This window comes from Microvirga thermotolerans (assembly GCF_009363855.1).
Taxonomy (GTDB): Bacteria; Pseudomonadota; Alphaproteobacteria; order Rhizobiales; family Beijerinckiaceae; genus Microvirga; species Microvirga thermotolerans.
This window is the reverse complement of the sequence record NZ_CP045423.1, coordinates 436,697-456,131: the sequence shown is the minus strand read 5'-3', so window position 1 is coordinate 456,131 and position 19,435 is coordinate 436,697. Positions and strand designations below refer to the sequence as shown.

Genomic DNA, 19,435 nt, shown 5'->3' with positions numbered 1-19,435 from the left:
TCGCCCGCCGGAGCCCGGAAGCATTACAGCATGCGGAAATTCTGGCCAGAGAAAGATTGCGTCCTCCGGACGCGACTTTAGGTCAGGCGCAGGTCGGGGAGGAGGGTCCGCCGAAGCGAGACTCGGTTGTCGGGGGAAGGAATGGTGCCGCAAGAGGGATTCGAACCCCCGACCCCCTCATTACGAATGAGGTGCTCTACCAGCTGAGCTATTGCGGCGCTGCGGTCGTTCGACCGGAGAGGGCTGCCTCATACCCTCCCCGCCGGCGCTTGGCAAGGGAGGATTGAGGGAGCGGCGAGCGGCGCCGTTCCGGGACGGCGCTACCGGATGGAGAACATGCTGCGCCGGGCGGGACCGGCCTCCTCCCGCGGGCGCGGCACGTCCGGCGGAGTGGCGGGGAAGACCACCGGCTCGGGCTTGGGCGGTTCGGGCTTGGGCGGTTCGGCCTTGGGCGGTTCGGCCTTGGCTGGTTCGGGTTTGACGGCCGCGGGCCCGACGGTTGCCGGCCCGGTCGCCGCGGCCTCCGCCGGGACCGGCGGAGGCTCCTCGCCGGCCGCCGCGGCTTCCGCAAGCGCACCGGAAGGGGCTTCCGTGGAGGCCGGCAGGGGCTTCGGCGTGTCGTCGAGATCGGCGGTCACGTCGTCGCTCAGGGCGATCTCGGGCGCGACGAGCACGTCCGGCGGGGCTTCCCAGACGAAGGCGTCGAGGCGGCCGGTGACCGGGGAGATCGGCGCCCATCGGTCGGCGACGATGCCGTCCGCGATCCAGGCCGGGTCGCGCGGCGCGCGGGTGGCGCGGGCGAGCCATTCCCGGCCCCGGCCCGTGGAGCCGTGCTCGGCCTGCTCCAGGTCGGACATGAGCAGGCAGACCCGCATGGTCGGACGCTCCGCCAGGAGCGGCTCGAGCGCCGTGCGGGCGCGGGCGAACTCGCGCGCCTCCAGAGCCGCGCGGGCCACCGCGAGGCGGCCCTCGGCCGCGCCCTGGGACAGCTTGAGGAGGGTCTCGGCGCGCCGCAGGCGGTCGAGGGCGGAATCGCCCGGGCGAAGGTTGAGATAGACTTCCGCGAGATCCGGATGCGGCTGGCTGCGCCAGGCGGCCTCCACCACCTTGGCGGCGCGGCGCAGGTCGCCCCTGTCGGACAGGAGCTTGCCGGCCAGGGCCGCGGCCGGGATCAGGGTCGGGGCGAGGCGCAGGGCGTCCTGGGCGCTGCGCAGCGCACCCTCCCGGTCGTGCTCCGCCCGGTCGAGGGCGTCGGCGGCAAGAAGAACGGCCCGGTGGCGCCTGGCGGTCGCCTTGTCCACGAGGCCGAGGGAGGCGCGGCGCTCCACCGCCTCCAGGGCGCCGCGCCAGTCGCGCTCGGCGCAGCGCGCCTCGAGGATCGCGTCGCTCGCCCAGGTCGCGGCGGGGGCGATGCGGACCGCCTCGGCGGCGTATTCGCGGGCCGCCGGGATGTCGCCCCGCCGCCTGGCCTCGACGAAGAGACCGCGCAGGCCGAGGACGCGGGTCTCGTCCTCCTCCATCATCTGGGTGAAGGCGGCCTCGGCCGCCGCGCGGTTCCCGGAAACCTGGGCCGCCTGGGCCTTGAGCAGGAGCGTCAGGGGCTCGCGGCCGAGAAGCCGCTCGGCCTCTCCCGCGTAGCGGCGGGCGGCGATGGGATCGCCTGCGCCCACCGCCACCATGCCCCGGGACACGGCCTGATAGCCGCGCGCCCGGCGCCGGGCGCGGGAGGCGAAGGTGAGCCGCGAGGGCAGGCGAAGGAGGGCGGTCACCGCGGCCCACAGCACGGCGAGAGCGAGGCCGATGCCGACGAGGGCCACCGCCGCGACCGCGACGGAGGTCTGCAGCTCGTAGCCGCCGAAGGTGACGAGAACCGTGCCGGGCCTGTCGGCCAGCCACACGGCCCCGAAGGCCGCGACGCAGAGAAGACCGATGAAGACGAGAGCGCGCCACATGCTGGCCGATCCTTATTGCTGCGTCGTTGGCGGGGTCTGGGGGAGAGCGGACAAGGCGTCGTCCGCCACGGCCTGGAGGGCGGCCTCCGCCTCGGCCCGGGCCTGGAGCCGGCGGCCCCATTCCTCGGACAGGCGCCGGGACGGCTCCGGCAGGCTCCGCCAGGCGGCCAGGGCCCCGGCGACGTCGCCGCGGTCGAGCGCCCGGTCGATCCGGGCGAGGGTGGCCGGCACGCCCGTGCCGCCCGCCTCGCCGACGGGCCGGACGGTCACGATCCGGTCCGCCATGCGCCAGAGCCGGTCGGTCCAGCTCCCCGTGCCGGCGCCCCGGTCGTCGCGCAGGATCGCCGCGCGCAGGGGCTCGAAGGCGCGGGCGAGGTCGGACGCGGTCGGCGCCCCCTCCCCGGCGAAGGGCTTGAGAGGCGCCAGGCGGCCGGGGTCCTTCGAGAGCCGCTCGAGGGCCGACAGGGTCTCGGAATAGGGAACGCCGCGCCGCAGGGCATCGCCGAGGCGCGAGGCGAGGGAGAGGCGGACCGCCGCGAGGGTCGCGGCATCGGGCCCCTGCCCGACCTTCCCGGCGAGCGCGGCGATCTGCCGGGCGTCGTCGTCGAGCCGCCCGCCGAGGGCCTCGACGGCCTGCTGCGCGGCCTCGCCGGAGCGCTCCGCCTGCCGGACGGCCTCGCCCTGCGCCTGCAGCTGCCCCTCCAGGGCGGCGAGCCGGTCCGCCAGGTTCTTCACGGCGGCCTCGTCCTGCGGGGCGGGGGATTCGGGGACGGGCCGGTCCAGGGCTTCGCCGGCGCGGGCCTCGGCCTGCCGGGCGGCGGCTTCGGCCGCCTTGAGCCGCGAATCGAGGGCCTTCGTCGCCTCCTCCAGGGCCTTGAGCCGGTTCTCCAGCCCTTGCGCGTTCGCCGGCTGGCCGAGCGCCGCCACGCGCTGCTCGAGCTGCGCCAGGCGCGGATCGCCCGGCGGGGCGGAAGGCTTCTGCCAGGCCTGGAGTCCGTAGAGGAGGCCCGCTCCCACGAGGCCGCCGAGCAGGCCGGCCCCGACCAGGGCGGCGGGCGAGGTCCGTCGCCCGGGCTCGGCCTGCGGCGGGGGCGGAGGCGGAGGCGGGGCCTCCGTCCCGCCGGGCGCGGTGGGGCCTCCGCTCAGGGTGTCGGCCTCCGGCGCCGGCGCGATCGAATCGGTCCCGGCCGCCGCGTCGAGGGCGGGCTCGGTCTCGGCCATGGCCTCGCTCACCAGCCGCTCGGTCTCGCCGTCGGCCGGATCGGCCGGGCGGCCGTCGTCCACCACCTTCGCTTCGAGATCGATGGTGGCGGGCTCGCGCCGGGGCTTCTTGCGAGGGGGTCGGGCGGCCTGGGGGTCAAAGGAATCGGTCACGGGTCACTCTTGATAAACAAATGAGGCAAGCTTGAGCACGGCCATTCGTTCCCTCGGGAAGGAGATCCTAGAGGAAGAACGCACGGGCGTCACCGGAGCGCGGCCGGAACCGCGGCCAGGAGGGCGTCCTCCTCCGGCCGCCGCGCCAGCCGGACCGGCAGGCCCAGGGCTTCGAGCGGGTCCGCCACGTCCGCCGAGAGACAGACGTGGACCGGACCGGAGAGGAAGGGCGACAGGCCCGCCTCCCCGGCCAGGCGCAGGAAGAGATCCGCGCTGCGACGGGAATAATGGAGCACGGCGTCGATCCGGCCAGCCCGCAGGGCCGCGACGGCGGCCTCCGGAAGCCGCTCCGCGGCCCGCGCCTCGTAGGCTTCCCACTGCACCACCCGGAACCCGGCCGCGCGCAGGGACAGGGCGGGCTCGTCCTTGTGGTGCCGCGCGGTGACGTGGAGTAGGGTCCTGCCCGGAGGCAGCCGGTCCCGGACGAGGGCCGAGAGGGAGACCGCATCGCCCTCCGCCACCGCGACGGTGCCGAACCCCGCCCCGCGCACGGCGGCGGCGGTGCGCTCTCCCACCGCGAAGACGGGGAGGCTCCTGTCCTCCAGGGTGCGGAGCGCCTCCTCCGCGTGCAGGCTGGTGACGATCAGCGCGTCCCAGATGCCGGACGGCCGGGGAGCCCCGGTCGGCGCGATGCGCGTGACAGGCGCGATCACGGCATCGTGCCCCATGGCTTCGAGCCGCTGGGCGGTGCGCCCGGCATCCTCCGCGGCGCGGGTGACGAGGATCCGCATCAGGAGCCGAGGAAGCCGGCGGGCATGCGCGCGCGCAGGTCGAGCCCGGCCTCGCGGCCGAGGGCGGCGGCGTCGCCCGGCGCGCCCCGGCGCACCACGTCGAGGCTGTCCGACCCGTCCGGGCGCAGCACCATGCCGCGGAATTCGAGGGCCTCCCCCACGAGGCGGGCATGGCCCGCGATGGGGGTGCGGCAGGACCCGTCGAGGACGGTCAGGAAGGCCCGCTCCGCGGCGAGGGCGTGGCCGGTCGCGGGATCGAGGATCGGCGCGACCGCCCGCGCGACCCGCTCGTCGCCGGCCCGGACGGCGATGGCGATGGCCCCCTGGCCCACCGCGGGCAGGAAGTCGTCCACCTCGAGGACGGCAGTCACGTGCTCCGTCAGGCCGAGGCGGCGCAGGCCGGCCATGGCGAGGAGCGTGGCGTCGACCTCGCCCCGGTCCAGCTTCGCCAGGCGGGTCTCCACGTTGCCGCGCAGGAGCGTGACCCGGAGATCCGGCCGCAGGCGGCGGATCTCGGCCTGGCGGCGCAGGGAGGCGGAGCCCACCACCGCCCCCTCGGGAAGGTCGCGCAGGCTCTTCGCCCGGCGGCTGATGAAGGCGTCGCGCACGTCCTCCCGGGGCAGGTAGCCGGCGATGACGATGCCCGCGGGCAGCGCCGTCGGCAGATCCTTGGCGGAGTGGACGGCGAGGTCGATGGCGCCCTCGAGGAGCGCGATGTCGAGCTCCTTCGTGAACAGGCCCTTGCCACCGGCCTCGGAGAGGGGCCGGTCCTGGATCCTGTCGCCCGTCGTCCTGATGACCTCAAGGGGCAGCCGCTCGGGGCCGATGCCGTGGGCGTCGCCGAGACGCCGCTGCGTCTCGTGGGCCTGGGCCAGCGCCAGCGGGCTGCCGCGCGTGCCGATGACGAAGGCGGATGGGGAAACCATGTCGGGCTGAGCTCTCCTGTCGGGCGCGATGGCGTTTGATCTTGGACGGCGCGGCGGACTATAGGGGGATGAGAGGCGGGCCGTGAAGCCCGAAAGATCATGCTCCACCCGAACGACGGAGCTGGCGCGACGGCCGTTTCCGGCCCGCTCCCGCTCTCCAACACGGCGTAACCGACCATGCGCATCCTGGGCATCGAGACGACCTGCGACGAAACCGCCGCCGCCGTGGTGGGCGTGGGCTTCGACGGGCGCGGGGAAATCCTGTCCAACGAGGTGCTGAGCCAGATCGCGGAGCACGCCCGCTACGGCGGCGTCGTGCCGGAGATCGCGGCCCGCGCCCATGTAGAGGTGATCGACCGCCTGGTCGCGCGGGCGCTCAAGAACGCCAACTGCACGATCAACGACATCGACGGCATCGCCGCCGCGGCGGGACCGGGGCTCATCGGCGGCGTGCTGGTGGGCCTGACCACCGCCAAGGCGCTCTCCCTCGTCACCCGCAAGCCGCTCATGGCGGTGAACCACCTCGAGGCCCATGCGCTCACCGCGCGCCTCACCGACGGAATCGGTTTCCCGTACCTCCTCCTGCTCGCCTCCGGCGGCCACACCCAGCTCGTGGCCGTGAAGGGCGTGGGCGAATACGTGCGCCTCGGCACCACCATCGACGACGCCATCGGCGAGGCCTTCGACAAGGTGGCGAAGCTTTTGGGCCTTCCCTATCCGGGCGGGCCGCACGTGGAGCGGGAGGCGGCGAAGGGCAACCCGGAACGCTTCGCCCTGCCCCGCCCTCTGATGGGGCGGCCGGAGCCGAACTTCTCCCTCTCGGGCCTGAAGACCGCCGTCCGGCTGGAGGCGGAGCGCATCGCGCCCCTGACCCAGAGCGACGTGGCGGACCTGTGCGCCAGCTTCCAGGCCGCCATCGTCGACACGGTGGTCGACCGGACCCGCGCGGGCCTGCGCGCCTTCCGGGACATCGCCGGGCATCCCACCGCCCTCGTGGTCGCGGGCGGCGTCGCCGCCAACCAGGCCATCCGCCAGGCCCTCCAGCGGCTCGCGGTCGAATCGGGCCTGCGCCTCGTGGCGCCGCCGCTCTCCCTGTGCGGCGACAACGGCGCCATGATCGCCTGGGCCGGGCTCGAGCGCATGCGCCTCGGCCTCATCGACGACATCTCCGCCCCGGCCCGCGCCCGCTGGCCGCTCGATTCGAGCCGGGACGAGGCCGGAGCGAGGGCGTGATGCCGCCCTGCCCGGCCGAGCTCCGCACGGAGCGTCTTGTTCTGCGTCGCTGGCGGGAGGAGGACGACGGGCCCTTCGCCGCCATGAATGCCGACCCGGAGGTGATGCGTTTCTATCCGAGGATCCGCACCCGCGAGGAGAGCATCGCCGAGGCGCGCGGCCACGACGCCTCCTTCGACGCGGACGGTTTCGGTCTCTGGGCCGTGGAGCTGCCCGGCGCCGCCTCGTTCATCGGCTATGCGGGCCTGCGCCGGGTCCTGCGGCCCATGTCCTTCCAGCCGCCCATCGAGATCGGCTGGCGCCTCGGTCGTCGCTGGTGGGGGCAGGGATATGCCACCGAGGCGGCACGGGCCGCCCTGAGCGACTTCTTCGCACGGACGGACCATGGAGAGGTGGTCTCCTTCACGACGCGGCAGAACCTGCGCTCCCAGCGCGTGATGCAGCGCCTCGGCATGAGGCGCGACGAGGCCGGCAGCTTCGATCATCCGGCCCTCCCGGAGGGTCACCCGTTGCGCCCGCACGTGCTCTACCGCCTTTCGCGCAAGGAATTCAGCCGGGTGAGAAGCGACGGAGACCTGCCGTGAGTGGCACGATGCGGATCGGAATCGCCGGCGCGGGCGCCTGGGGAACGGCTCTCGCCAATGCGGCGGCCCTCGCGGGAAACGCCGTGGCGCTGTGGATGCGCGACCCGGAACAGGCGGCGCTTCTCGCCGGGACGCGCACCAACCCGCGCTTCCTGCCGGGCGTCCGGCTCCACGAGGCGATCCGCCCGACGGCGAACCTCGCCGACCTCGCCGAGACGGAGGCGGTCCTGCTCGTCACGCCCGCCCAGACCACCCGGGAGATGACGGCCGCCCTCTCCGCCGTCCTGCCTGCGGCAACGCCCCTCGTGCTCTGCGCCAAGGGAATCGAGCGCGAGACGCGGGCCTTCCTGAGCGACGTGGCGGAGGCGGTCCGCCCCGGCAGCCCCCTCGCCGTGCTCTCGGGGCCGAGCTTCGCCGACGACGTGGCGCGCGGGCTTCCCACCGCCGTGACCCTCGCCTGCCGGGACGCGGCCCTGGCCCGGCGCATCGCCGCCGCCCTCTCGGGTCCGACCTTGCGCATCTACCACCGCACGGACGTGCGCGGGGTCGAGATCGGCGGCGCGGCCAAGAACGTGCTCGCCATCGCCTGCGGCGCCGTGGCCGGGCGCGGCCTCGGCGAGAGCGCCAAGGCGGCCCTCGTCGCCCGCGGCTTCGCGGAGCTGCTGCGCTTCGCCCGCGCCTATGGCGGCGAGGCGGAGACCCTCATGGGGCTCGCCGGCCTCGGCGACCTCGTCCTCACCTGCTCCACGGCCCAGTCCCGCAACTTCGCCTTCGGCCTGCGCCTCGGCCAGGGCCTCTCGCCGGAGGCGGCCGCCGAAGGCAGGCTGGTGGAGGGCGCCTCCACGGCCCGCGCCCTCGTGGCGCTCGCCCGCGCCCGCGAGGTCGACATGCCGATTTCCGAAGCCGTCGAAAAGATCCTCAACGGCGCCTGGACCCTCGACCAGGCCGTCGATGCCCTCATGAACCGTCCGATCAAGTCCGAACTCGAGTGACAGCATGGCCCATTGGCTCTTCAAGTCGGAACCCTCCGTCTGGTCCTGGGACAGCCAGGTCGCGCAAGGCGACAAGGGCACGTTCTGGAACGGCGTGCGCAACCACGTGGCCAAGCAGAACCTGATGGCCATGAAACGGGGCGAGCAGGGCTTCTTCTACCACTCCAACGAGGGCAAGGCCGTGGTCGGCATCGTCGAGGTGATCAGGGAATACTACCCCGACCACACGGACGAGACCGGCCGGTTCGGCATGGTGGACGTGAAGGCCGTGAAGGCTTTGCCGCGGCCGGTGACGCTCGACGAGATCAAGAAGGAACCGAGGCTCAGGGACATGATCCTCGTCAACAATTCCCGCCTCTCGGTGCAGCCCGTGACGGACGAGGAATGGGAGATCGTGTGCCGGATGGGCGGATTGTAGAAAGGTGATATCGTAATCTCCCTCGCCACGAAGGGGGAAGGCATGACCGTCTACGGGATCGATTATCTCGCAGTTCTTGCGGCCGCCGTTGCGGCCTGGCTCGTCGGGGCGGCCTGGTACATGGCCCTGGGAAAGCCGTGGATGGCAGCTCTCGGCAAGACCCGTGAGGAGCTGGCGGGCCCGACCGGCAAGCCTTCGGCGGGCCCGTTCATCGTCTCCTTTGTCGCCGAACTGGCGATGGCGTTCGTGCTGGCCTTCTTCGTCGTCCGCCTCGGGCCGGCGACCCTCGGGAGCGGGATCACGGCCGGTTTCCTGGCCTGGCTCGGCTTCGTCGCCACCAGCATGGTCGTGAATCACAGCTTTTCCGGCGCCCGCCCGATGCTGACCGTCATCGACGGCGGCCATTGGCTGGCCGTGCTGCTCGTCGAAGGAATCGTGATCGGCGCGTTCGGCGCGTGAGCCCTCGACACTCGAAAGTAGCAAAGACCAAAGTCCGATCCCGGCCCCGCTTGCCCGCGGCCTCCGTCTTTCCGTAAAGCTATGAGAAAGAAAGCAGGAAGCTTGGGAGAAGCGCCATGCAGGAGAAGATCTACGAGGTAGCGCCCGAATGGAGCCGCCGGGCCTACCTGGACGATGCCGGCTACCGGGCGAAGTACGCCGCGTCCGTGAAGGACCCGGAGGCGTTCTGGAAGGAGGAGGCCAGGCGCATCCACTGGTTCCGGGAGCCGACCCGGATCAAGAACACGAATTTCGGGCCGGGCGAGGTCTCGATCCGCTGGTTCGAGGACGGCACCACCAACGTCGCCTACAACTGCATCGACCGGCACCTCGACACCCGCGGCGACCAGGTGGCGATCATCTGGGAAGGCGACGATCCGTCCGAATCGAAGACCGTCACCTACCGCCAGCTGCACGACGAGGTGTGCCGCATGGCGAACGTCATGCGCAACCGCGGCGTCAAGAAGGGCGACCGCGTCACCATCTACATGCCGATGATTCCGGAAGCCGCCTATGCGATGCTCGCCTGCGCGCGGCTCGGCGCCATCCACTCCGTCGTCTTCGGCGGCTTCTCGCCGGACTCCCTCGCCGGCCGCATCGAGGACGCGAAGTCCGCCTTCGTCGTCACCGCGGACGAGGGCCTGCGCGGCGGGCGCAAGGTGGCGCTGAAGGAGAACGTGGACGCGGCCATCGCCCGGGTCGGCGGGGTCGAGCACGTGCTCGTGGTGCGCCGCACCGGCGCGCCGGTGAACATGGTCCCCGGCCGCGACGTCTACTACGACGAGGCGGCGCAGATGGTGACCGCCGACTGCCCGGTGGAGGAGATGAACGCGGAGGATCCGCTCTTCATCCTCTACACCTCCGGCTCCACGGGCAAGCCGAAGGGCGTGCTGCACACCACGGGCGGCTATCTCGTCTGGGCCGGCATGACCCACCAGTACGTGTTCGACTACCACGACGGCGACATCTACTGGTGCACCGCCGACGTGGGCTGGGTCACGGGGCACACCTACATCGTGTACGGCCCGCTCTCGAACGGCGCCACGACCCTCATGTTCGAGGGCGTGCCCACCTATCCGTCGATCTCCCGCTTCTGGGAGGTGATCGACAAGCACAACGTGAACATCTTCTACACGGCGCCGACCGCGATCCGCTCGCTCATGCAGGCGGGCGAGGAGCCGGTGAGGAAGACCTCCCGCAAGTCCCTGCGCCTGCTCGGCTCCGTGGGCGAGCCGATCAACCCGGAAGCCTGGGAGTGGTATCACCGGGTGGTCGGCGACGGCCGCTGCCCCATCGTCGACACCTGGTGGCAGACCGAGACCGGCGGCATCCTCATCACGCCGCTGCCCGGCGCGACGCGGCTCAAGCCCGGCTCCGCCACGCGGCCCTTCTTCGGCGTGAAGCCCGAGGTGGTGGATTCGGAAGGCAGGGTGCTGGAGGGCGCCTGCGAGGGCAACCTCGTGATCGCCGATTCCTGGCCGGGGCAGATGCGCACCGTCTACGGCGACCACGAGCGCTTCGTGCAGACCTACTTCTCCACCTATCCGGGCAAGTACTTCACCGGCGACGGCTGCCGCCGCGACGCGGACGGCTACTACTGGATCACCGGGCGCGTCGACGACGTGATCAACGTCTCCGGCCACCGCATGGGCACGGCGGAGGTGGAATCGGCCCTCGTCGCCCACCCGAAGGTGTCCGAGGCGGCGGTGGTCGGCTATCCGCACGACATCAAGGGCCAGGGCATCTACGCCTACGTGACCCTGATGGCCGGAGAGACGCCCTCCGACGAGCTGCGCAAGGAACTCGTCGCCTGGGTGCGCAAGGAGATCGGCCCCATCGCCTCGCCGGACCTGATCCAGTTCGCGCCGAGCCTGCCCAAGACCCGCTCGGGCAAGATCATGCGCCGGATCCTGCGCAAGATCGCCGAGGACGAGTTCGGCAATCTCGGCGACACCTCGACGCTGGCCGACCCGTCGGTGGTGGACGACCTGGTGACGAACCGCCAGAACAGGCGCACGCAGGCGGCCTAGGCGCCGCGCTGCTCTCCCGCCCCGGATCTCGGCGTTTCTCGCGAAGCGCCGCCGTGCCCTCCTCCCCCTTGCGGGGAAGAGGTGGAGGTGGGGGTGCCGGCGCGGACCCGAATCCAGGCTGACGCTCACACCCTTGATCCCTTCCCGCAAGGGGGAGGAAAAAGAGGTCGCGCTGTCATCGTCCTTCCGGGACGGCCCCGTACCCATGACCGCCGGCGAGGCGGGACAGGGCAGCGGAAACTCCGGTTCTTCCACCTCCGACGCCGGCGGGTATGGGTTCCGGGCCTGGTCCTTCGGACCACCCCGGAATGACGGGGAGCTTGCCAGCAGATTCGAACAGAGTAACATGCAACTCTCATTCCATGGGTTGCATGCCGTATTGCGTTTACCTCCTGGCCAGCCGACGCTACGGGACGCTCTATCTCGGCGTCACCAACGATTTGTCGCGCCGGATCCACGAGCATAAAACCAAGGCCATTCCGGGTTTCTCTGCCAAGTACGATGTCCATCGGCTCGTCTGGTACGAGACCTACGAGCGCATCGACGAGGCGATTGCGCGCGAGAAGAGCCTCAAGAAGTGGCGGCGGGATTGGAAGATCAGGTTGATCGAAGAGATGAATCCCGATTGGTCGGATCTTTACGTCATCCTCAACCGGTGAAGCGCCGTCATTCCGGGGCGAGCGGAGCGAGAGCCCGGAACCCATAACCGCCAGCGTCTCGGAACATAGAGCTGCGGCAGCCGTTGCGTCTGGCCCGGCGTCGGCAGCGGTTATGGGTTCCGGGCCTGGTCCTTCGGACCACCCCGGAAGGACGGCGCGCTTCAGTGCCGGAAGTGGCGGTGTCCGGTGAAGACCATGGCGAGGCCGGCCTCGTCGGCGGCGCGGATCACCTCCTCGTCGCGCATGGAGCCGCCCGGCTGGATGACGGCGGTGGCGCCGGCCTCCGCCGCCGCGAGCAGGCCGTCCGCGAAGGGGAAGAAGGCGTCGGAGGCGACCACGGAGCCCTTCGCCAGGGACTCGGGCAGGCCCGCCGCCCGGGCGGCCTCGGCCGCCTTCCAGGCGGCGATGCGCGAGGAATCCACCCGGCTCATCTGGCCCGCGCCGATGCCCACCGTCGCGCCGTCCTTCGCGTAGACGATGGCGTTCGACTTCACGTGCTTGGCGACGCGGAAGGCGAAGCGCATGTCCGAAAGCTCGCGCTCGGTCGGCGCGCGCTTCGTCACCACCTTCAGGTCCATGTCGTCGACCACCGCGTTGTCCCGCCCCTGGGCCAGGAAGCCGCCCGCGACGGTGCGCAGGGCGAGCCCCGGCTGGCGGGGATCCGGCAGGCCGCCGGCGAGGAGAAGGCGCAGGTTCTTCTTCGCGGCCACGATGGCGATGGCCTCCTCCGAGGCGTCGGGAGCGATGATGACCTCGGTGAAGATCTCGACCATCGCCCTCGCCGCCTCCGCGTCGAGGGGCCGGTTCATGGCGACGATGCCGCCGAAGGCGGAGACCGGATCGCAGCGCAGGGCCTTCTCGTAGGCCTCGCGCAGGCTCGCGCCCTCGGCGACGCCGCAGGGGTTGGCGTGCTTCACGATGACGACGGCGGCGGTGCGCTCCGGCGCGAACTCCGCCACCGCCTCGTAGGCGGCGTCGGTGTCGTTGATGTTGTTGTAGGAGAGCTGCTTGCCCTGCACCTGCCGGGCGGTGGCGACGCCGGGCCGCTTCTCCGGCGTGCGGTAGAAGGCGGCCGCCTGGTGCGGGTTCTCGCCGTAGCGCATCACCTCGGCGATGGAGCCGCCGAGCGCCCGGTAGGCAGGCGCCGCCTCGCCGATCTCCCCGGCGAGCCAGTTGGAGATGGCGGCGTCGTAGGCGGCGGTGCGCGCATAGGCCTTCTGCGCGAGGCGGCGGCGCAGGGTGAGGGTCACGGCCCCGTCATAGGCGGAAAGATCGTCGAGGACGGCCTTGTAGTCGTCCGCGTCCACCACCACGGCCACGTCGCCGTGGTTCTTCGCGGCGGCGCGGATCATCGCCGGGCCGCCGATGTCGATGTTCTCGACGCAATCGTCGTAGGAGCGCCCCGCCGCGACCGTCGCCTCGAAGGGATAGAGGTTCACGACGAGGAGGTCGATGGGCTTTATGCCGTGGGCCAGCATCGCCGCCTGGTGCTCCGGATTGGCGCGGATGCCGAGGAGCCCGCCATGCACCGCCGGATGCAGGGTCTTCACCCGCCCGTCCATCATCTCCGGAAAGCCGGTGACGTCGCTCACGTCGCGGACGGGAACGCCCGCCTCCTCCAGCGTCCGCTTCGTGCCGCCGGTGGAGACGAGCTCGATGCCGCGCTCCGCGAGGGCGCGGGCGAAGTCCACGAGGCCGGTCTTGTCGGAAACGGAAAGCAGGGCGCGGGTGATGCGCTTGGGATCGCTCGGCATGGCGGCCGCTCCATTCAGGCATTCCCGGGTGGGGCCGTCCGGCCCGGCCCCGGCAATGCGACGAGGGACGATGGAAGCGGCCGCGCCGGGCGCGGGTCCCGCTCCGTCAGGGATGTGCGGGCGCGATAGCACGGCGGGGCGGCGATGAAAACCGCCGGAACCCGCGTTATTCCCGATCCGGCGCAGGCTCCCCGGACGGCGGTGCGGGATTGAAGTTGCGTGCCAGGCGCTCGAAGCGCCAGCGCACCGAGGGCGTCTCGCTCGGCCGGAAGACGAGCACGATCTGCTCCGTGCGGCGCATGCCGTCGGGCACCGCCAGGAAGATGCTGTCCTCCACGAAGGCCTCGCCCGGGCTCGCCGAGAACTGCCAGGCCTCCCGGTTCGGCAGCACCAGCATGACGACGCGCCCGCCCTGGGCGCGGCTCGCGCGGACGCCGGGGGCGAGGTGGAAGCGGACGATGGCCTGCCGCGACGGCGCGGAGGCGCCCTCGCCCCAGAGCAGGTCCTCCCCCTCGAGCCTGTCGCCGGAGGGGAGGAGCTGGATGCGGCGCTCGTGGGTGAGGCCGAAGCGGCGCAGATAGCCGTCGTGGCTGGCGTTCAGGGTCTGGACGCGGTCGCGCTCGCCGCGCTCGGCCGTCACCTGCGCGGGGCCGCCGACCACCACGGGCCCGATCCGGTGGAGCAGCCAGCGCGCCGCGAGGCGGTCGAGCCAGCCGCCGCGCAGGCCGGCGATCTGGCAGGACGGCGCGTCGTCGATGGAGAGGGTGGAATGGGCCGCCGTCGAGCGGGACGCCTGGAGGATGGCGTCGTTGGCGATGCGCGGCGTGCCGCAGTTCACCACGATGCGCTGGGCGCCGCTGGAGAACTCGAAGGACAGGCAGCCCGCGCAGGCTTCCGTCGACAGGGCGGGAGGAGGAGGCGCGCCCACGTCGGCGATGAGAAGGGAGTTTCCCGCCTCGATGCGCTCGTAGCCCGACCGGGCGGCGTGGTGGATCGGCTGGCTGCGCATGTCGTCGTAGGTGAGCAGCGTCGCCAGGTGGTCCGCGGCGGTGACGCCCATGCCGTTGAAATGGGAGAGCGTCCCGTCCCCGTGGCGGAACAGGCGCACCATGGGCAGCATGCGGTCGATGGCGCGCAGCAGGGCCTCCGGCGTGTCGACCTCGCGGCTTGCGAACATCTGGCGCAGGGGCAGGAGATCGAAGAGCAGGTCGACCAGGACGCGCGGATTGCGGCTCGCATGGCCGCCGTCCGCCAGCACCTGCCGGTCGAGCTCGCGCACGAGCAGGCGCGTGGCCCGGCGCAAAGTCCTGTCGAGACCCTCGCAGCACAGGCCGGCGTAGCAGAGGGCGATGGCCGCCATGAGCTGCTGCTGCGGCAGGGCGCCGGCGCGGACATGCCGCTCGAGGTCGCGCGCGCAGCCGCCGAGGATCTTCAGGAAGCGCTGGTAGAAGCCGTGGTCGGCCCCTTCCAGGATCAGGGGCGACTGGCTGATGAAGGAGATCAGCCGCCGCGCCATCACCTGCGTGTCGCAGGCGATGCGCCGGTCCCCGAGCCGGGAGGAGACGAACTCGTCCACCAGGGAGCGGGCATTGGCCTGGGCGAGCGCGGTCCCGGCGGCGCGCAGGTGCCTGAGCCAGCCGAAGCCGTAGAGCGCCTCGGCCCAGGCGCGGCTCGGCGGTGCGAAGGCGAAGGGCGAGCGCCCGCCCGTGGTGACGGCGCGGCCCGCGAAGGCGAAGAAGCCGGAATAGATGTCCGTCGCGACCGTGGGATCCGCCGTGCGCAGGTCCTGGGGAGCGAAGAGGAGCCGGGTCGGCGCGGGCGCGCCGAAGGAGAGCTTCGACACACTCCAGACCGCGGCCTCGCGCAGGGCCCGCCCGCCCTCGCGGAGGGCGAGGCGGTACAGCCGCCAGCGGTCCGGCCCCCATTCCACGCGCGGCGCTCCTCTCGTTTAGGTCACGTTAACTCTCTCTCAGGGAAGAAATGCTCGCCGTTCGGTTAACATCGGGTAACCGGAGCGCGGCAAAGACCGGCATCTTTCGCGCGAAAGCGCGAAATCGCCTCCGGAATCCTCCGATTCGTCACGTTATAATGAAGACTCCCTTAATCCGGCGCCTGCAAAGGCGAGCGCTTCACGAAGCGCGCCGCGAAGAAGCCGTCCATTCCGCCGCGGCCTCCGTCCGGGGCGGACAGGTGGAAGGGCAGCGTCCGCAGGTCGCCGTCCGGCGTGAGGCATTCGCCCAGCCCCCCGATCTCGGAGGCCTCGACCGGAAGGCGGACGAAGTCCGGATGGCGGGCGAGGAACGCCTCCGCCTGCCGCTCCCCCTCTTCCGCCTCCAGCGAGCAGGTGCAGTAGACGAGGCGGCCGCCCTCCTTCAGGAGATGCGCCGCCCGGTCGAGGAGCCGCGCCTGGAGGGCCGCGAGCTTCGCCACGTCTTCCTCCCCCTTCGTCCAGGCCACGTCGGGATGGCGGCGGATGGTGCCCGTGGCGGAGCACGGGGCGTCGAGGAGGATTGCGTCGAAGGGGGCCTCGTCGAGCTTCTCCGCATCGGCGGCCAGGGTCCGGGCCCGCAGCCCGAGGCGGGCGACGTTGTCCTGGAGGCGCTTCAGGCGCCGGGGCGAGCGGTCGACGGCCAGCACGTCCGCGCCTGCGGCGGCGAGCTGGGCGGTCTTGCCGCCGGGCGCCGCGCACAGGTCGGCCACGCGCTCCCCCGGCCGCACCCGGAGCAGGCGCGCCGGCAGGGCGGCGGCGGCGTCCTGCACCCACCATTCCCCCTCCGCATAGCCCGGCAGGTCGCGGATCGCCGTGCGCTCGGTCAGGCGCACGCTGCCCGTCGGCAGCAGGAGGCCGCCGACCCGGGCGGCCACGGCCGCGGCCTCGCCCTTCGCCGTGAGATCGACGGACGCGCCCGCGCGGTGCGCCTCGGCGATCCGGGCGGCGGTCTCCTCGCCGTACCGGGCGACCCAGCGGCGCTCGAGCCAGCCGGGGGTGTCGAGCCACGGATCCCGGGCGGAGAGGACGGCGTCGCGCTCGCGGGCCACCCGCCGCAGGACGGCGTTGACGAGCCCGCCCGCATGGCGGAGGCGCCCGTCCTCCTGGGCGAGCCGCACCGCGGTGTCCACGGCGGCGTGGTCGGGCACGTCGAGGAACAGGATCTGCGCCGCGCCGACGGCGAGGAGGTTGAGCAGGCGCTCGTCGCGGGATCCCTTCGTCAGCCGCTCGCGCAGCGCCCAGCCCAGGGTGCCGAGCCGGCGGAACGTGACGACGGCGATGGCCCGCGCCAGGGCCTCGTCGCGGGGCGGCAGCCCCTCGGCGGGCGCGAGCTCGTCCAGCACGTCGTCGAGGGGGACCCGGCGCTTGAGGGTCTCGGTGACGGCGTTCCAGGCGAGGCGGCGGGGGCCGAGGCCGGTCTGGGCTTCGCTGCGGTCCACGGTGCTCAACCCCACGGTCCCTTGCGCGCGCCCGCATTCCACGGGCTCGACGGGGCGGTGCGGGTGAAGCTCCCCGCGGGCGCGGGCGCCTGGCCCATCTCCTGCGCCAGGGCATGAAGGGCCGCGATCCGGTTTTCGGTCGCGGGATGCGTCGAGAAGAGGTTGTCCATGCCGCGCCCGGAAAGAGGGTTGACGATGAAGAGCGGTGCGGTCGCCGGATGCCGCTCCGCGTCCATGTTGGGGACGTGCGCCACGCCCCCGGCGATCTTGGCGAGAGCCGAGGCGAGGGCGAGCGGCTGGCCGAGAATCGTCGCGCCCATGCGGTCGGCATCGTACTCCCGCGAGCGGCTGATAGCCATCTGCAGGATCATGGCGGCGAAGGGCGCGACGAGGGCCGTGAGCAGCATGACGGCCGGGCTCGGCCTGTCGTCGCCCCGCCCGCCGAACAGGAAGCCGAACTGGGCGAGGCTCGCGATGGCGCCGGCGACCGTGGCGCTCACGGTCATGATCAGGGTGTCCCGGTTCCTGATGTGGGCGAGCTCGTGGGCGATCACGCCCGCCACCTCCGTGGGCGTGAGCGTATCGAGGAGGCCGGTGGTGACCGCCACCGCCGCGTTCTCCGGGTTGCGGCCGGTGGCGAAGGCGTTCGGCTGCGGGTTCTCGATGAGGTAGACCCGCGGCATGGGCAGGCCCGCGCGCCGGGCGAGCTCGCGCACCATGCGCACGAGATCCGGCGCCGTGGCCTCGTCGACCTCCACCGCCTGGTGCGCGGCCAGCGCCAGGCGGTCGGAATTCCAGTAGGCATAGAGGTTCGTCGCGACGGCGAGGCCGAGCGCGATCAGCATGCCGCTGGCACCGCCGAGCAGATACCCGACGACACCGAACAGGGCCGTCAGCGCCGCCAGCAGCAACCCGGTCTTGAAGGTGTTCATCGCAGTCTCCACGTCCTCCGGACCGAATAGCGCCCCGGAGCATTCCCTTCCAGAGCGCCATTCCCTTCCAGAATCCTATGTGGGGACGGGGGAGCCCGCCCCCAAGATGTCGCGCGGTGCGCGGCCGCCCGGACCTCGCGGGCGGCCGCGGCAACTGGTATGAAAGCCCCATGAGCACGAACGAGAACCCGACCGAGAATCCCGATGCCGGCCATGCGGGCCCTCCCGCGGGCGCGGCGCCGGGAAAGACCCTCACCCCCGCCGCCGAGCGGGCGCTCCGCGAGGCGGAGGAACGCCGCCGCCGGATCGACGCCAAGGCCGCGGAGATCGCGAAGCGGAAGGAGCACCGCGGGCGCGGCGGCCTCGAACCGGTCCGCTACGCGGACTGGGAGGTGAAGGGCCTCGCCACCGATTTCTGAAAATTTTTCGCGGCGCATGTCACATCCGGGCAGCCCGCCTCGTCTTTCTCCCGTCGAACGTGAAAAGGAGAAGACGACGATGAAACCCCGTCTGGATTTTTCCGCGCTCAGCCCCGACACGATGAAGGCGATGCTCGCGCTCGAGCACCAGGCGCGCAACAGCGGCCTGGAGCAGAGCCTGATCGAGCTCGTGAAGATCCGCGCCTCGCAGATCAACGGCTGTGCCTACTGCCTCCACATGCACACCCGCGACGCACGCGCCCACGGCGAGACCGAGGAGCGGATCTACCTGCTCGACGCCTGGCGGGAATCGCCCCTCTACACGGATCGCGAGCGCGCGGCGCTCGCCTGGACCGAATCCCTGACGCTGATCGCCCGGACCCGCGCGCCGGACGAGGACTACGCCCTGCTCGCCGCCCATTTCACGCCGGACGAGCAGGCGAAGCTCACCCTTCTCATCGTGACGATCAACGGTTGGAACCGGTTCGCCGTCGGCTTCCGGGCCGTTCATCCCGCCGGGTCGGACCGTGCGGCCGCGTGACGGCGAGGGGGCGGAGGCCTTCGAGGAGCAGCGGCCGCGGCTGCTGCGCCTCGCCTACCGGATGCTCGGCTCCGTGACGGAGGCGGAGGACATCGTCCAGGAGGCGTATCTGCGCTGGCACGGGGCGGACCGGGCGGCGGTCCGCGAGCCCGCCGCCTTCCTGTCGCGCATGGTCGCGCGCCTGTGCCTCGACCACCTGAAGTCCGCCCGGGTGCGGCGGGAGACCTATATCGGGCCCTGGCTGCCGGAGCCGGTGACGGAACTCGGCCCGGACGGGGACGACGACCTGTCCTTCGCCCTCATGCTGGCGCTCGAGCGGCTCTCGCCCCTCGAGCGCGCGGCCTTTCTCCTGCACGACGTGTTCGGCATGGGCTTCGAGGAGGTGGCGGCGGCCCTCGACCGGGACCCGGCCGCCTGCCGCCAGCTCGCGGCGCGGGCCCGCAGGCACGTGCGCGAGGCGCGCCCGCGCTTCGCCGTTTCCCCGGACGAAGGCAGGCGGGTGGCCGATGCCTTCCTCGCCGCGTCCCGCAGCGGCGACGTCGCAGCCCTGCGCGACCTGCTCGCGGAGAACGTGATCGCCTACGCGGACGGCGGCGGCCTCCGGGCGGCGGCCCTCAACCCCCTGCGCGGCTTCCGCAGGGTCGCCGGCCTTCTCGCCGGCATCGCCCGCAAGGCGCGCTACGAGCCGCCGCAGGTCCTCTATGCGGGCCCGATCGACGGGCTGCCCGGTTTCCTCACCCGCGGACGGGACGGCGTCCTCCAGAGCCTCGCCCTCCAGATCGAGGAGGGCCGGATCACCGCTCTCTACATCGTGCGCAACCCCGAGAAGCTCGGACACCTGGCGGAGGCGGCGGGAGTCGCGGTTTCCTGAACGGGCGGCAACGGCGCCATTGTCCCGCGCGC

Annotated in this window: 18 protein-coding genes and 1 tRNA gene; 10 read left to right on the top strand and 9 right to left on the bottom strand. The window is 72.3% G+C overall.

The features are described 5' to 3' along the window. Positions 1 to 142: 142 nt before the first annotated feature. From GDR74_RS02165 to hemC, 5 genes are all read right to left on the bottom strand, one after another. A tRNA-Thr gene (locus tag GDR74_RS02165) sits at positions 143 to 218 on the bottom strand. A 102-nt stretch (positions 219 to 320) separates the two neighbouring features. Then, positions 321 to 1,952: a heme biosynthesis protein HemY gene (locus GDR74_RS02160; RefSeq protein ID WP_152584762.1), complete on the bottom strand. Its 1,632-nt coding sequence runs from the start codon at positions 1,950 to 1,952 to the stop codon at positions 321 to 323. 12 nt (positions 1,953 to 1,964) lie between these two features. Beyond that, positions 1,965 to 3,326 carry a COG4223 family protein gene (locus tag GDR74_RS02155; RefSeq protein ID WP_152584761.1) on the bottom strand — a complete coding sequence of 454 codons (1,362 nt, stop codon included), beginning with the start codon at positions 3,324 to 3,326 and terminating at the stop codon, positions 1,965 to 1,967. An 89-nt stretch (positions 3,327 to 3,415) separates the two neighbouring features. After that, positions 3,416 to 4,117: a uroporphyrinogen-III synthase gene (locus GDR74_RS02150; protein ID WP_152584760.1), complete on the bottom strand. Its 702-nt coding sequence runs from the start codon at positions 4,115 to 4,117 to the stop codon at positions 3,416 to 3,418. After that, positions 4,117 to 5,043: a hydroxymethylbilane synthase gene (gene hemC / locus GDR74_RS02145; protein WP_152584759.1), complete on the bottom strand. Its 927-nt coding sequence runs from the start codon at positions 5,041 to 5,043 to the stop codon at positions 4,117 to 4,119. Before hemC ends, GDR74_RS02150 begins: the two co-directional genes overlap by 1 nt. A 177-nt stretch (positions 5,044 to 5,220) precedes the next feature. Here hemC and tsaD point away from each other — a divergent pair, with 177 nt between their 5' ends. The 7 genes from tsaD to GDR74_RS02110 all read left to right on the top strand — a co-directional run bounded on the left by tsaD (position 5,221) and on the right by GDR74_RS02110 (position 11,457). Next, positions 5,221 to 6,276, top strand: a complete 1,056-nt coding sequence (gene tsaD / locus GDR74_RS02140) for a tRNA (adenosine(37)-N6)-threonylcarbamoyltransferase complex transferase subunit TsaD (RefSeq protein WP_152584758.1) — start codon at positions 5,221 to 5,223, stop codon at positions 6,274 to 6,276. Further along, entirely contained in the window at positions 6,276 to 6,860 is a 585-nt protein-coding gene (locus GDR74_RS02135) for a GNAT family N-acetyltransferase (protein WP_152584757.1), read from the top strand. Before tsaD ends, GDR74_RS02135 begins: the two co-directional genes overlap by 1 nt. 8 nt (positions 6,861 to 6,868) lie before the next feature. Continuing rightward, complete coding sequence (locus tag GDR74_RS02130) at positions 6,869 to 7,852, top strand: NAD(P)H-dependent glycerol-3-phosphate dehydrogenase (protein ID WP_152587628.1); 984 nt, start codon at positions 6,869 to 6,871, stop codon at positions 7,850 to 7,852. 4 nt (positions 7,853 to 7,856) lie between these two features. Further along, complete coding sequence (locus GDR74_RS02125) at positions 7,857 to 8,270, top strand: EVE domain-containing protein (protein WP_152584756.1); 414 nt, start codon at positions 7,857 to 7,859, stop codon at positions 8,268 to 8,270. A gap of 42 nt (positions 8,271 to 8,312) precedes the next feature. Continuing rightward, on the top strand, positions 8,313 to 8,729 hold the full coding sequence (locus GDR74_RS02120) for a DUF1761 domain-containing protein (protein ID WP_152584755.1): 417 nt from the start codon (positions 8,313 to 8,315) through the stop codon (positions 8,727 to 8,729). A gap of 116 nt (positions 8,730 to 8,845) precedes the next feature. After that, positions 8,846 to 10,798 (top strand): acetate--CoA ligase, encoded by a 1,953-nt coding sequence (gene acs / locus GDR74_RS02115; protein ID WP_152584754.1) that lies wholly within the window; start codon positions 8,846 to 8,848, stop codon positions 10,796 to 10,798. 371 nt (positions 10,799 to 11,169) lie between these two features. Next, the gene (locus GDR74_RS02110) at positions 11,170 to 11,457 is read left to right on the top strand and encodes a GIY-YIG nuclease family protein (protein ID WP_152584753.1); all 288 of its coding nucleotides are present in this window, start codon (positions 11,170 to 11,172) and stop codon (positions 11,455 to 11,457) included. 161 nt (positions 11,458 to 11,618) lie between these two features. Here the strand turns inward: GDR74_RS02110 and purH are convergent, their stop codons facing one another. From purH to htpX, 4 genes are all read right to left on the bottom strand, one after another. Next, positions 11,619 to 13,211, bottom strand: coding sequence for a bifunctional phosphoribosylaminoimidazolecarboxamide formyltransferase/IMP cyclohydrolase (gene purH, locus GDR74_RS02105; protein WP_152584752.1), 1,593 nt, complete (start codon positions 13,209 to 13,211; stop codon positions 11,619 to 11,621). 166 nt (positions 13,212 to 13,377) lie between these two features. Then, positions 13,378 to 15,141 (bottom strand): heparinase II/III family protein, encoded by a 1,764-nt coding sequence (locus GDR74_RS02100; protein WP_152584751.1) that lies wholly within the window; start codon positions 15,139 to 15,141, stop codon positions 13,378 to 13,380. A 170-nt stretch (positions 15,142 to 15,311) separates the two neighbouring features. Next, positions 15,312 to 16,649 (bottom strand): RsmB/NOP family class I SAM-dependent RNA methyltransferase, encoded by a 1,338-nt coding sequence (locus GDR74_RS02095; RefSeq protein WP_194164603.1) that lies wholly within the window; start codon positions 16,647 to 16,649, stop codon positions 15,312 to 15,314. Next, the gene (gene htpX / locus GDR74_RS02090; protein WP_152584750.1) at positions 16,646 to 17,572 is read right to left on the bottom strand and encodes a zinc metalloprotease HtpX; all 927 of its coding nucleotides are present in this window, start codon (positions 17,570 to 17,572) and stop codon (positions 16,646 to 16,648) included. Before htpX ends, GDR74_RS02095 begins: the two co-directional genes overlap by 4 nt. Positions 17,573 to 17,742: 170 nt before the next feature. Here htpX and GDR74_RS02085 point away from each other — a divergent pair, with 170 nt between their 5' ends. From GDR74_RS02085 to GDR74_RS02075, 3 genes are all read left to right on the top strand, one after another. Then, positions 17,743 to 17,991, top strand: a complete 249-nt coding sequence (locus GDR74_RS02085; protein ID WP_152584749.1) for a DUF1674 domain-containing protein — start codon at positions 17,743 to 17,745, stop codon at positions 17,989 to 17,991. A 79-nt stretch (positions 17,992 to 18,070) separates the two neighbouring features. Then, positions 18,071 to 18,532 carry a carboxymuconolactone decarboxylase family protein gene (locus tag GDR74_RS02080; RefSeq protein ID WP_152584748.1) on the top strand — a complete coding sequence of 154 codons (462 nt, stop codon included), beginning with the start codon at positions 18,071 to 18,073 and terminating at the stop codon, positions 18,530 to 18,532. Then, positions 18,519 to 19,403, top strand: coding sequence for a sigma-70 family RNA polymerase sigma factor (locus tag GDR74_RS02075; protein WP_152584747.1), 885 nt, complete (start codon positions 18,519 to 18,521; stop codon positions 19,401 to 19,403). The genes GDR74_RS02080 and GDR74_RS02075 overlap by 14 nt, the downstream gene beginning before the upstream one ends. Positions 19,404 to 19,435: the final 32 nt, after the last annotated feature.